The sequence below is a fragment of the Janthinobacterium sp. Bl 1 genome (assembly GCF_058215535.1).
The window spans coordinates 1662435-1675560 of the sequence record NZ_CM177086.1 but is presented as its reverse complement, the minus strand read 5'-3'; the positions used below and the strand labels follow the sequence as shown (position 1 = coordinate 1675560).

12 protein-coding genes are annotated in these 13126 nt (G+C 61.5%); 3 read left to right on the top strand and 9 right to left on the bottom strand.

The window, feature by feature from the left end; translation table 11 throughout:
* Positions 1 to 52: 52 nt before the first annotated feature.
* Genes trmD through rpsP form a run of 3 tightly spaced genes read right to left on the bottom strand, consistent with a single transcriptional unit; the run spans position 53 to position 1672 of the window.
* The gene (trmD, locus tag AC4BCN_RS07515) at positions 53 to 799 is read right to left on the bottom strand and encodes a tRNA (guanosine(37)-N1)-methyltransferase TrmD (protein ID WP_046685326.1); all 747 of its coding nucleotides are present in this window, start codon (positions 797 to 799) and stop codon (positions 53 to 55) included.
* 50 nt (positions 800 to 849) lie between these two features.
* The gene (gene rimM, locus AC4BCN_RS07510; RefSeq protein ID WP_139090249.1) at positions 850 to 1407 is read right to left on the bottom strand and encodes a ribosome maturation factor RimM; all 558 of its coding nucleotides are present in this window, start codon (positions 1405 to 1407) and stop codon (positions 850 to 852) included.
* A 13-nt stretch (positions 1408 to 1420) separates the two neighbouring features.
* Positions 1421 to 1672, bottom strand: a complete 252-nt coding sequence (gene rpsP, locus AC4BCN_RS07505; RefSeq protein WP_010395524.1) for a 30S ribosomal protein S16 — start codon at positions 1670 to 1672, stop codon at positions 1421 to 1423.
* 278 nt (positions 1673 to 1950) lie between these two features.
* Between rpsP and AC4BCN_RS07500 the strand changes: the two genes are divergently transcribed.
* Both AC4BCN_RS07500 and AC4BCN_RS07495 read left to right on the top strand, forming a co-directional pair.
* Entirely contained in the window at positions 1951 to 2385 is a 435-nt protein-coding gene (locus AC4BCN_RS07500; protein ID WP_070303694.1) for an NINE protein, read from the top strand.
* A 136-nt stretch (positions 2386 to 2521) separates the two neighbouring features.
* Positions 2522 to 3145 carry a glycine zipper 2TM domain-containing protein gene (locus AC4BCN_RS07495; protein ID WP_034759873.1) on the top strand — a complete coding sequence of 208 codons (624 nt, stop codon included), beginning with the start codon at positions 2522 to 2524 and terminating at the stop codon, positions 3143 to 3145.
* A 138-nt stretch (positions 3146 to 3283) separates the two neighbouring features.
* On the opposite strand, the gene AC4BCN_RS07490 is transcribed toward AC4BCN_RS07495, so the two are convergent.
* The 6 genes from AC4BCN_RS07490 to AC4BCN_RS07465 form a co-directional block, all read right to left on the bottom strand.
* Positions 3284 to 5074, bottom strand: a complete 1791-nt coding sequence (locus tag AC4BCN_RS07490) for an acyl-CoA dehydrogenase (RefSeq protein WP_490492918.1) — start codon at positions 5072 to 5074, stop codon at positions 3284 to 3286.
* A 92-nt stretch (positions 5075 to 5166) separates the two neighbouring features.
* Positions 5167 to 6099 (bottom strand): electron transfer flavoprotein subunit alpha/FixB family protein, encoded by a 933-nt coding sequence (locus tag AC4BCN_RS07485; RefSeq protein WP_490492917.1) that lies wholly within the window; start codon positions 6097 to 6099, stop codon positions 5167 to 5169.
* A gap of 81 nt (positions 6100 to 6180) precedes the next feature.
* The gene (locus AC4BCN_RS07480; protein ID WP_034759884.1) at positions 6181 to 6930 is read right to left on the bottom strand and encodes an electron transfer flavoprotein subunit beta/FixA family protein; all 750 of its coding nucleotides are present in this window, start codon (positions 6928 to 6930) and stop codon (positions 6181 to 6183) included.
* Positions 6931 to 7173: 243 nt separating this feature from the next.
* The gene (locus tag AC4BCN_RS07475; RefSeq protein ID WP_225317265.1) at positions 7174 to 7431 is read right to left on the bottom strand and encodes a sulfurtransferase TusA family protein; all 258 of its coding nucleotides are present in this window, start codon (positions 7429 to 7431) and stop codon (positions 7174 to 7176) included.
* A gap of 207 nt (positions 7432 to 7638) precedes the next feature.
* The gene (alaS, locus tag AC4BCN_RS07470; RefSeq protein WP_490492916.1) at positions 7639 to 10251 is read right to left on the bottom strand and encodes an alanine--tRNA ligase; all 2613 of its coding nucleotides are present in this window, start codon (positions 10249 to 10251) and stop codon (positions 7639 to 7641) included.
* A 121-nt stretch (positions 10252 to 10372) separates the two neighbouring features.
* Positions 10373 to 10828: a Fur family transcriptional regulator gene (locus AC4BCN_RS07465; protein WP_034759891.1), complete on the bottom strand. Its 456-nt coding sequence runs from the start codon at positions 10826 to 10828 to the stop codon at positions 10373 to 10375.
* A 157-nt stretch (positions 10829 to 10985) separates the two neighbouring features.
* Between AC4BCN_RS07465 and AC4BCN_RS07460 the strand changes: the two genes are divergently transcribed.
* Positions 10986 to 13043 carry a TonB-dependent receptor domain-containing protein gene (locus tag AC4BCN_RS07460; protein WP_490492915.1) on the top strand — a complete coding sequence of 686 codons (2058 nt, stop codon included), beginning with the start codon at positions 10986 to 10988 and terminating at the stop codon, positions 13041 to 13043.
* Positions 13044 to 13126: the final 83 nt, after the last annotated feature.

The window sequence follows — 13126 nt, the reverse complement described above, 5'->3', positions numbered from 1 at the left end:
TGGGCAACATGCCCGGCACTACTGGCCACCCTGCTGGCCGTCCGGAGACGGCTTACAGGCTGGCCAAGAATTTTTCGTCGGTCTTGCTGAGCAAGCCGGCGGCGCGCGCACTGACCAAGAGGTCAGGCCGCTTTGTCGCGGTCGCTTCCAGCATGCGCTGGCGGCGCCACTTGACGATCTCGGCATGATTGCCACCCATCAAGACGGGCGGCACGGCCATGCCTTCATATGTTTCCGGCCGCGTGTAGTGCGGCGAATCGAGCAAGCCATTGACGAAGCTGTCCTCGATGGCCGATGCCTCGGTGTTCAAGACACCCGGCAACAGGCGGATCACCGCATCCATCAGCGCCATGGCAGGCAATTCACCGCCCGACAAAACGAAGTCGCCGACGCTGATTTCCTCGTCGACGCAACGGTCCAGCAAACGCTGGTCCACGGCTTCATAGCGGCCACACAGGATCACCAAACCAGGTTCGGCTTTCAGCTGCGTGACGCGCTCGTGCGTCAACGGACGGCCTTGCGGCGACATGAACACCACGCGGGGCGCCGCCAGTCCCAATGCGGTCTGGCGTTGCTTCGCGGCAGTAATTGTCGCTTCGAGGGGACGGGCCATCATCACCATGCCGGGGCCGCCGCCATACGGGCGGTCATCCACGGTACGGTGATTGTCGGTCGTGAAATCACGGGGATTCCACAGCGACAAGCCACATTTCCCCTGCTCGAAGGCGCGCCGGGTCACACCCGACTGCGTCAGCGCGGCAAACATTTCCGGGAACAGGGTCACGACATCAAATTGCATCGTTCACCATCCTGCAAAGTTTGCCCGGCGCATTGTTAAGCGCAGGCGGTTTAATAATCGAGGCCCCAGTCGACCGTGATCTTGCTGGCGGCCTTGTCAACGTTAATGACAAACTGGCCAACAAACGGGATCAGGCGCTCAGGCGCCTTTTCAACGGTCTCATCAGCAGTGGCGACGGGCGTAACGCGCAAGATCGACTGCGGACCATTGCTCATCATGTCGTGCACTGTGCCGAGGCACTCGCCTTGCAAATTCTCGACTGTCAGTCCGATCAGATCGGACCAATAAAATTCATCGGCCGTCAGCGTCGGGAAATGGCTACGCGGAATTTGCACAGAGACGCCTTTCAGCGCTTCTGCGGCATCCCGCCCGACCACACCCACCAGCTGGGCCACGACGTCGCCGCCGTGTAACTTCGCTTGCCTGACTTGAACATCATGCAAGGTCGGTTTATCAAACCACCAGGTTTTGACGCTTAATAATGCATCCGCGTCGGCGGAGAAAGGAGTGATCCTGACTCCGCCAGCAATGCCATAAGCACCGGAGACATAGCCTACCTGTACCAGGTCATCGGGGACTTTCACCCCGGATGCAGTCTTGACCGTCAAACCAGTGATCTAATTAAGCTGCTGCTTTGTTGTTGCTAGCTACCAGGCGAGCAACGGTTGGCGACAATTGTGCGCCAACGCCTTGCCAGTAGGCCAGACGGTCTGCGGTGATACGCAGTGGAACTTCGCCACCTTGCGCCATCGGGTTGTAAAAACCGATACGCTCAATGAAGCGACCATCGCGGCGATTGCGCGAATCAGTAGCGACGATGTTGAAGAACGGGCGCTTCTTGGCGCCTCCACGAGCTAAACGAATAACGACCATAATATTTCCAAAAAGTGTGCTGAGGCGGAAAAAGCCGCAAATTATAGCGCGCTTTACCGCCAGGCAGCAAGCGTTATGATGACGGGCGTGTAATTTGGGCTAATCAAACATTATGACCAGTCATGGCCGAAGACGCAATAGGCGCGTGCGTGTATCGTGCCGCCGATGCCACGTCCAGGCGGCGACGGCATCGCCTGAACACGGCACGAAAGTGCTATCGTTGCGGCAGGGAATGACCGATACTGACAATCTTTACCGATGAGCAACTCTGGAGTCCCATGACCACCGCTACCATTTTGCAACAGTCGCACAAGAACAAGGCATTCACCAGCCTGCTGGCTTTTTTGCTGGGCTGCCTGGGCGCCCACCGCTTCTACCTGCACGGCGCCAAGGACCGCTGGGGCTGGCTACACCTGGCCGCCCTGCCCGCCAGCTTGCTGCTGCGCCAGCTGTTTCCCGACGCGGACTGGTTTTACCAGATATTGCCGCTGACCCTGTCCGCCTTGGGCGGCTTCCTGGAAGCGCTGGTGCTGGGCCTGATGCCGGACGACAAATGGGATGCGCGCTACAACGCCGCCTCCGGCCGTGCGTCCGACACGGGCTGGCCCCTGGCCGTCGTGCTGGTCGCTACCTTGATGCTAGGCGCGGGCGTGCTGATCGCCACCATGGCGCGCCTGTTCGACCTGCTGTACACAGGCGGCGCCTACGGTTAATTTCCATGTGGCAACCGCCACCATCAAGGCGCACAGCACGCACATGTAAGTGTTGGTAAGCAATCATGATTTTCCTCTATACTGCATTCACAATGCCGACATTACTGGTTCATTTAACACCCCCTAGGAGAAGATCATGATTCGTCGCCCACTCATCCTCGCAGTCGCCATCACGGCCCTGTTCAGCACCTCCGCCTTCGCGCAAAACCTGTCGCCGAAGGCGCAATACGCGTACGACACGAAGCAAGCCAGCACCCGCTACGCGGACGACAAGAAATTGTGTGCAGAAGAAACCAGCTCGAAAGCCCGCATGCAATGCCTGCGCGACGCCAAGGGCGAATACGACCAGGCCATCATCAACGCCAAGGCCGCGCAAAAGGCCGGCAACTCGTATGCAGGCCAGAACAGCAAGCCAGCCCAGCAGATCTGCGCCGAGTGCGGCAAGGTGCTGGCAGTCAACGTCACTGAAAAAGCCGGCGAAGGCGGCGCGCTGGGCATGATCGGCGGCGGTGTGGCCGGCGCCCTGCTGGGCCGCCAGGTCGGCGGCGGACGCGGCAAGGACCTGGCCACCCTGGCCGGCGCCGCTGGCGGCGCTTACGCAGGCAAGCAAGTCGAAGGCCACATGAAGAACGCCAAGACGTGGACCGTCACCGTGCAATACGAAACGGGCGCCAAGGCTGACTTCGCGTTTGACCAGGATCCAGGGCTGGCGGCTGGCGACTTGGTGCGCAATTCGGGTAATGGCATTGCCAGAAGGTAAGCTGAACCCAAGAGCAAGGCCTGGGGTCGTACCCTGAGGGTACGACCCCGGAATTTGCTTTTGGGGTTAAAAAAAGCGCTGGAGAGTGATCTCCAGCGCTTTTTGCATTCAGCCGGCAGTCATCGGCAAGGATGCAACTTAAAACTGCTCTTCCGACAGCGCCATCACGCCGGCGCTGCCGTCGATGATGGTGGCGCGCAGTCCTGGCGCTTGCGACAGGATGTGGTCGGCAAAGAAGCGGGCCGTGGCGATTTTCGCCTTGTAGAACGCGGCGTCGCCGCTGCCTTCGCCCAGCTTTTGCTGCGCCACCACGGCCGCGCGCGCCATTTGCCAGCCGCCCAGCACGATCCCGGCCAGTTTCAGGTACGGCACGCTGCCTGCAAACACGGCCTTGATGTCCGTCTTCATGTTCGCCACCACGTACTCGACCACGGCTTCCAACGCGGCACTGCCTTCGGCCAGGTGGCGCTGCATGGCCTGGAAGTCGGCGCCCGTCAGCTCGCCCAACTGAGCTTCCGTGGCGCGCACCTGGGCGATGATGGCCTTCGCCACGGCGCCGCCGTCGCGCACCGTCTTGCGGCCCACGAGGTCGTTCGCCTGGATGGCCGTCGTGCCTTCGTAGATGGTGAGAATCTTGGCGTCGCGGTAATGCTGGGCGGCGCCCGTTTCTTCGATGAAACCCATGCCGCCATGCACTTGCACGCCATCGCGCGTGACGTCCTGCGACATTTCCGTGGCCCAGCCCTTGATCACGGGCACCAGGTATTCATACGTTGCCAGGCTTTCCGCGCGCACATCCGCATCGGGATGGTGGTGCGCCACGTCGCTGATGGCCGCGCCCACGTAGGCCAGCGCGCGCGCCGCCTCCGTTTGCGAACGCATCGACATGAGCATGCGGCGCACGTCCGGGTGGTGGATGATGGAAACGGGGCCAGCTGGACCGGCCAGGTCGCGCGACTGCACGCGGTCCTTGGCGAACGCCACGGCCTGCTGGTAGGCGCGCTCGGCCAGGCCGATGCCTTGCAAGCCCACGCCGAAGCGGGCCGCGTTCATCATGATGAACATGTACTCGAGGCCGCGGTTTTCCTCGCCCACCAGGGTGCCGATGGCGCCACCGTGGTCGCCGAATTGCAGCACGGCCGTCGGGCTGGCCTTGATGCCCAGCTTGTGCTCGATCGAGACGCAGTGCGCGTCGTTGCGCGCGCCCAGGCTGCCGTCGGCATTGACGAGGAACTTCGGCACGATGAACAGCGAGATGCCTTTCACGCCGGCGGGCGCGTCCGGCGTGCGGGCCAGCACCAGGTGGACGATGTTTTCCGCCATGTCGTGCTCGCCGTACGTGATGAAAATCTTCGTGCCGAATACTTTATAGGTGCCGTCTTCCTGCGGCACGGCGCGCGTGCGCACGGCGGCCAGGTCGGAGCCGGCCTGCGGCTCCGTCAGATTCATGGTACCCGTCCACTTGCCGGAGACCAGGTTTTCCAGGTAGACAGCTTTCTGTTCGTCACTGCCGGCCGTCAGCAGCGCTTCGATGGCGCCGTCCGACAGCAGGGCGACGAGGGCGAACGAGATGCTGGCCGAGTTGAGCATTTCGATGCACGGCGTGGCCAGGAGCTTGGGCAAGCCCTGGCCGCCGAACTCGGTCGGATGCTGCACACCCTGCCAGCCCGCTTCGCCATAGGCCTTGAACGCTTCCTTGAAGCCTTTCGAGGTCGTCACTTGCCCGTCGTGCCAGAAGCTCGGCTCCTTGTCGCTGGGGCCGTTCAAGGGGGCCACCACGCCGCCGCAGAACTTGGCGTTCTCTTCCAGCACGGCTTCGGCCGTGTCGGGCGTGGCGTCTTCGCAACCCGGCAAGGTGTGGATTTCGGCCAGGCCGGCCAGTTCGTTCATCACGAACAACATGTCTTTCAGCGGGGCTTGATAGCTCATCTTCTTTTCTCCAAGAAAAAAGCCACGCGCGGCTCGCCGTGTGGGGCGGGCCGGCGTGGCTTTGTCAGTAACAAAACCGGAAGGGGTGTGACTTAACCCAGTTCTTTGACCAGTTGCGGCACGATCTCGAACAGATCGCCCACGATGCCGTAGTCGGCCACGGCAAAGATCGGCGCTTCCGGATCCTTGTTGATGGCGACGATGGTTTTCGAGTCTTTCATGCCGGCCAGATGCTGGATCGCGCCCGAGATACCGACGGCGATGTACAGCGATGGCGCGACGATCTTGCCCGTCTGGCCCACTTGCCAGTCGTTCGGCACGAAGCCGGCGTCGACGGCGGCGCGCGAAGCACCCATGGCGGCGCCCAGCTTGTCGGCCAGCGGTTCCAGGATGTGGAAGTTTTCGGCCGAACCCATGCCACGGCCGCCCGACACGATGATTTTCGCGGCGGTCAGTTCAGGACGGTCGGACTTGGCCAGTTCGCGGCCCACGAAGGCCGATTTGCCGGCATCGGCAACGGCGGCGACGGTTTCGGTGGCAGCCGAACCGCCGGTGGCGGCGGCGGCGTCGAAACCGGTCGTGCGCACGGTGATGACCTTGATCTTGTCGCCAGATTGCACGGTGGCAATCGCGTTACCGGCGTAGATCGGGCGCTCGAAGGTGTCAGGGGAATCGATCTTGGTGATTTCCGAGATTTGCGCCACGTCCAGCTTGGCGGCCACGCGCGGCAGGATGTTCTTGCCGTAGGCGGTGGCTGGCGCCAGGATGTGGCTGTAGTTGCCGGCAATGGCCAGCACTTGCTCGGCCACGTTTTCGGCCAGGCCGTCGGCAAAGTATGGCGCGTCGGCCACAATGACTTTCGTCACGCCGGCGATTTGCGCGGCGGCAGCGGCAGCGGCCGATGCGTTCGAACCTGCGACCAGTACGTGCACGTCGCCGCCGCACTGGGCAGCCGCGGTCACGGTGTGGTGGGTGCTGCCCTTTAAGGTAGCGTTGTCGTGTTCAGCAATAACTAATGCGACCATGATTATTCCTGATAATTGGTAAGTTCAGCAATAACAATCGCCATGTATGTCCTGTAATTTTCTGGATAGACGGCAAACCGCTTAGATGACTTTGGCTTCGGTACGCAGCTTGGCGACCAGGGTAGCGACGTCCGGGACCTTGATGCCGGCCGAGCGCTTGGCTGGCTCGACAACTTTCAGGGTCTTCAGGCGTGGCGCAACGTCGACGCCCAGGTCTTCCGGCTTGACGGTCTCGAGCGGCTTTTTCTTTGCCTTCATGATGTTCGGCAAGGTCACATAGCGTGGCTCGTTCAAACGCAGGTCGGTGGTGATGATCGCTGGCAAGGTCAATGCCAGGGTTTCCAGGCCGCCGTCGACTTCGCGGGTGACGGTGACTTTGCCGTCTTCCAGCACGACTTTCGAGGCGAACGTGGCTTGCGGCCAACCCAGCAGGGCTGCCAGCATCTGGCCGGTCTGGTTGCTGTCGTCATCGATGGCTTGCTTGCCCAGGATGATCAGTTGCGGCTGTTCTTTCTCGGCCAGGGATTTCACCAGCTTGGCCACGGCCAGCGGTTCCAGTTCGGTCGTCGTTTCCACCAGGATGCCGCGGTCGGCGCCGATGGCCATGGCCGTGCGCAGGGTTTCCTGGCACTGCGTCACGCCGCAGGAGATGGCGACCACTTCAGTGACCTTGCCGGCTTCTTTCAGGCGCATCGCTTCTTCCAGCGCGATCTCATCGAAAGGGTTCATCGACATTTTGACGTTGGCGGTATCGACGCCAGTGCCGTCACTCTTGACGCGGACTTTGACGTTATAGTCGACCACGCGTTTGACGGGTACCAAGACTTTCATAGCTATGCCTTTGGGAAATTATAAAAATGACGGATCAAGTGCTGATTGTGCGTTCGATTATAAGAGAAATTTGAATCTTGAACCGAATTTAAGCACGATCGTGCGATTTTTTGTTAGAGCAATCCATCTAAACTATCCAGCTTCGGGTATTTCAGGGGTGTCCGCCGCTACGCTGCAGGGCAGCAAAAGGGCTGGCTCGGGAAGGAAAACCAGGCCGCGCCACGGCGGCCCCGGCTGGCAGAATTATTTGCGTTGCATCAGGAAGACGAATTCGGTACCCGTCTGCACATGCGACAGCAGGGCATTGCCCGTTTGCTTGGCGAAAGCCTGGAAGTCGCGCACGGAACCGGGATCGGTTGCCATGATGCGCAGCACTTCCCCGCTCTGCAGCTCTGACAAAGCCTTTTTCGCCTTCAGAATCGGCAACGGGCAATTCAAGCCTCGCGCGTCGAGTTCTTTGTGAAATTCCATAATCTCGGTATCAAGTAGTGTGTCGCTCATCATCAATATCCCACCATTGTTTTGTTGTACTGATTTTCGACATACTACTCTAAATCAGGGGCATTGACGCGCTGCACCAAAATAGTTCATCGGCTGTTGTGGTGTCACAACGAGATTCCACACGGCAAAACGGCCCGCAAACACCGTCTGCGGGCCGTTTTCAAGGGGCTGTGGGGCGAAAACCCCGCATGCCTGCTAGCTTACGCTTTATTTCACGCGCTCGCCGACCCAGGCCGGCACGCCAGCCAGGGCGTTCGCCAGACCGCTCGGATCGGTACCGCCAGCCTGCGCCATATCGGGGCGTCCGCCGCCTTTTCCGCCCACTTGCTGTGCAACGAAGTTCACCAGCTCGCCCGCTTTGACCTTGGAAGTCGCGTCCGCCGTCACGCCGGCGATCAGGCTGACCTTGCCGTCCGCCACGCTGGCCAGCACGATGGCGGCCGTTTTCAGCTTGTCCTTCAGCTTGTCCATGGTTTCGCGCAAACGGGCCACGTCGGCGCCGTCCAGCACGGCCGCCAACACCTTGATGCCGTTGACATCGACGGCTTGCGTGACCAGTTCATCGCCCTGGCCCGAAGCCAGTTTCGATTTCAGCGCGGCCAGTTCCTTCTCCAGCGCCTTCACGTGGTCCTGCACCTGGCCGATGCGGGCAGTCAGTTCTTCCGGCTGCGCCTTCAGGGCATTGGCCGCTTCGACCAGACGGCGGTTGATGGTTTGCACCAGCGCCAGCGCGCCCTCGCCCGTCACGGCTTCCACGCGGCGGATACCGGCGGCAACGCCGCTTTCGCCGATGATCTTGAACAGGCCGATGTCGCCCGTGCGCTGCACGTGGACGCCACCGCACAGCTCTTTCGAGCTGCCGATGTCGAGCACGCGCACTTCATCGCCGTATTTCTCGCCGAACAGGGCCATCGCACCATGCTTGACGGCATCGTCAAACGACATCAAGTGGGCTTGCGTGGCGCGGTTTTCCAGGATCTCTTTATTGACGATGGTTTCCACGGCGGCGATCTGTTCCGCCGTCATCGGTGCATTGTGGCTGAAGTCGAAACGGGTCTTGTCCGGGTCGACCAGCGAACCCTTTTGCGCCACGTGGCTACCCAGCACTTCGCGCAAGGCCTTGTGCATCAAGTGCGTGGCCGAGTGGTTGCGGATGGTGCGCGCGCGCTTGGCCGTATCGACTTGCGCCGAGACGGCATCCCCCACTTTCAGCACGCCCGATTCGAGCACGCCGTGGTGGCCGAACACGTCAGCCTGGATTTTCAGGGTGTCGCTGACGGCAAAGCTGCCAGCGCCCGAGGCGATCACGCCCTGGTCGCCCACCTGGCCGCCCGATTCCGCGTAGAACGGCGTCGTGTCGAGCACGACGATGCCTTCCTGGCCCGCCTTCAATTCCGTGACCTGCGTGCCGGCCGCGTACAGCGCGACGACCTTGCCGCTGAACGTCAATTGATCGTAGCCGACGAAGGTGTTTTTCTCGCCCGTGTACTCGACCTTGCTGTCCTTGTGCGTCTTGCCGCCCTTGCGTGACAGTTCCTGGCTTTCCTTCAGGGCCGCGTCGTAGCCGGCCTGGTCGAAGGTGATGTTGCGTTCGCGGCAGATGTCGGCCGTCAGGTCCGGCGGGAAGCCGTAGGTTTCGTACAAGGTAAAAGCGGTGGCGCCATCGATGCCCGTGGCATCCTTGGCCAGCTGCGCTTCCAGCACTTTCATGCCCGTTTCCAGGGTTTCGCCGAAACGCTCTTCTTCGGCCTTCAGCATGTTGGCGACGTTGTCTTTCGCTTCTTCCAGCTCGGGATAGGCGCCGCCCATCTCGATGGCCAGATCGGCCACCAGCTTGTAGAAGAACGGTTTCGTCTGACCCAGCTTGTGGCCATGGCGCAAGGCACGGCGGATGATGCGGCGCAGAACATACGCGCGGCCTTCGCTGCCCGGGATGATGCCGTCGACGATCATGAAGGCGGCGGCGCGGATGTGGTCGGCGATCACGCGCAGCGACTTGTTTTCCAGGTCCGTGGCGCCCGTTTCGCGCGCGGCGGCGCGGATCAGGTGCTGGAACAGATCGATTTCATAGTTCGAATGCACGTGCTGCAGCACGGCGGCCAGGCGCTCCATGCCCATGCCCGTGTCGACGCAAGGCTTCGGCAGCTTGTGCATGACACCCGCTTCGTCGCGGTTGAACTGCATGAACACGAGGTTCCAGATTTCAATGAAGCGGTCGCCGTCTTCGTCAGGCGAGCCCGGTGGGCCGCCAGGAATGTCGGCGCCGTGGTCGTAGAAGATTTCCGTGCACGGACCGCATGGGCCCGTGTCCGCCATCTGCCAGAAATTGTCCGATGCGTAGCGCGAACCCTTGTTGTCGCCGATGCGGATGATGCGATCAAGCGGCACGCCAATTTCTTTCGCCCAGATATCGTAGGCTTCGTCATCTTCGATGTAGACGGTGACGGTCAGCTTGTCAGCCGGCAAGCCATAGACTTTGGTCAGCAGTTCCCACGCGTATTGAATCGCATCGCGCTTGAAATAGTCGCCGAAGCTGAAGTTGCCCAGCATTTCAAAGAAAGTATGATGGCGCGCCGTGTAGCCGACGTTTTCCAGATCGTTGTGCTTGCCGCCGGCGCGCACGCAGCGCTGCACCGAGGTGGCGCGCGTGTAGGGACGGCTGTCCGTGCCCGTAAACACATCCTTGAATTGCACCATGCCGCTGTTCGTCAACAGCAAGGTCGGATCGTTGCCTGGCACCAGAGAGCTGGAACGGACGATGGAATGGCCCTTGGACTCGAAAAATTTGAGGAACTTGTCGCGGATTTCAGTTGATTTCATGTTTTTTTGGCAAAGAGTGGCGGCAGCTTTAAAGGGAAGATTATACGTGATCTAGGTACGGGAATTGGCGCCGGGCAGCCAGCATTGTTGCAAGCCTGCCCACGCATGCCGCCCCGCCCGCTCAGGCCGGGTCGTGGTGGCTGGCGCAGGCGTGTGGCGCGGGCTTGGCCTTGGCGGCCGCGGCCCCCGTGACGCCAGCGGCGGCATTGCAGTCGGCGCAGCGGCCGTACAGGGTCAGTTCGTGGCGCTCGACAACAAAGCCTTGCGGCGCCATGCGTTTCAAGTCGCCCGGGCAATCATGCACGTCGAACACGCGCTGGCACGTGGTGCACTGGAAATGGTGGTGGTGGTGATTGGCCGCCGTGTTCGACTCGTAGCGAGGGTTTTCGCCCGGCAAGGTCACCACGTGCACCTTTTCTTCCAGCACCAGGGACTTCAAGTTGCGGTAAACGGTGGCGATGCCCAGCTGCGTCACTTGCAAGCTGGCCTGTTCGAGGATTTCCTGCGCCGACAAGGGGCGCTGGGCCGACTCGATGGCGGCTTGAATTGCGGTTTTTTGACGTGTTGTGCGTTCCATAGCCGACAGAATACACCATCCACCTGTATCTACTGTCCGGAAAAACTGTCACACGGTAATGATAATGGGTTATCATTATCAACTTAGGGCAGGCATTTCCTTTTCACGCGCTGCCCCAACCCTGCCAACACCGATAGCCGATAAGGAACTCTTGCCCATGTCCGTCCGCCCTCACCAACCCACTCCCCTCGCGCTGGCCATCATGCTGGCCTTTGCCGCTCCCGCCAGCGCACTGGCGCAGCAGGCGACAACCTTGCCCGCCGTCACCGTCTCGGCCAGCGCCCTGGCCCTGGGCAGCGACGACATGAGCACGCCCGTTACCGTACTCGAAGGCGAGGAACTGGTGCGCGCCCGCGAAGCGACCCTGGGCGAAACCTTGGCCGGCCAGCCCGGCATCACGTCCAGCCATTTCGGCGCCGGCGCCAGCCGTCCCATCATCCGCGGCATGGATGGCCCGCGCGTCAAGGTGCTGTCCGATGGCGCCGAAGTGCAGGATGCGTCGACCATCAGCCCCGACCATGCCGTCGCGGCCGAGCCGATGCTGTCGGAACAGATTGAAGTCTTGCGCGGCCCGTCCGCGCTGGCCTACGGCGGTGGTGCCGTCGGCGGTGTCGTCAATGTGATCGACAAGAAAATCCCCACGCGCGTGCCGGCGAAAGGTTTTGAAGGCAGCGCGGAAGTGCGCGCCAACTCGGCCGCGCGCGAAAAGGCGGGCGCCTTTGAGGTGACCGGCGGCTCCGGCAACATCGCCTTCCACGCGGAAGGCGTCAAGCGCGATGCAAAAGAATACAAGGTCGGCAGCGGCTGGGAAGGCGGCTCGAAAGTAGGCGGCAGCTACAACAAGACGGACACGGGCAGCGTGGGCGTGTCGTGGGTGGGCGAGCGGGGCTTCCTGGGCCTGGCCTTCACCAGCCAGCACGCGGAATACGGCTTGCCTGGCCACAACCATGAATTCGAAAGCTGCCACCCGCACGGCACGCACCTGCATTGCGGCGGCCACGAAGGCCATGACCACGGTGATGAAGAAGAACATGACCACGAAAGCGAAGAGCGTGCCGTTCCCTACGTGAAGCTGAAGAGCGAACGCTGGGACGTGCGCGGCGAATTGCGTGATCCCGTGCCCGGCTTCGCCAAGCTGCGCCTGCGTGCTTCGTTCACCGATTACAAGCACGATGAAATCGAAGGCACGGAAATCGCCACCACCTTCAAGAACAAGGGCCACGATGCGCGCCTGGAAATGGAACACCATCCCGTCTTCGGCTGGCGCGGCGTGGTCGGCCTGCAAACGTCGAAGCGCGATTTCTCCGCCCTGGGCGAAGAAGCGTACGTGGCGCCGACGGTCACGAAGAAACACGCGGCTTTCCTGGTCGAGGAATACAAGCTCGACCAATGGCGCTTCGAGGCGGGCTTGCGCCACGAATGGCAAGACATCACGGTCGACAGCGCCACCTTGCAAGACCGCAGCGCCAAGGGCACCTCGGTCTCCCTGGGTGCCGTGTGGAAATTTGCGCCCCAGTATTCGCTCGGTTCGACCATCTCGCGCACGCACCGTTTGCCCAGCGCCGAGGAACTGTATGCGCACGGCGTGCACATGGCCACGGCCACGTATGAGCTGGGCAATGAAAACCTGGGCAAGGAAACGTCGAACAATATCGACTTGACCTTGCGCAAATATGCAGGCGCCACGACGTTCTCGGCCAGCGCCTACCGCAACAAGGTCGATAACTACATCTTCGGCTCCACCCTGGACAGCCACGAAGGCTTCCAGCTGATCCAGTACGCCCAGCGCGACGCCACGTTTACGGGCGTGGAAGGGCAGATCCGCCAGCAGCTGAACCCCATGTTCGGCGCCAGCGTGTTCGGCGACTACGTGCGGGCCAAGCTGGCCGACGGCGGTGGCAATTTGCCGCGCATCCCGGCCCAGCGTTTCGGCGTGAAGTTCGACGCCAACTGGCAGGCATGGAGCGGCGTGGCCGAGTTCTACCGCGTGGGCAAGCAGGATAAAGTGGCCGCGTTCGAGACGGCAACGCCGGGCTACAACATGCTGAACCTCTCCGCCAACTACGACACGCGCATCGGCACGACGCCAGCCCAGTTCTATATCAAGGCGAACAACCTGACGAATGAACTGGCGTACAGCCACACCTCGTTCATCAAGAATGCGGCGCCGTTGATGGGGCGTAATGTGACCATCGGTATGCGCGTGACTTTCTAAGCTGCTTGAAATGTAGGTCGGCTTAGCGCGCAAGCGCGTAAGCCGACAACACCAGCGGCGCCAACAATGTTGTCGGATTACGG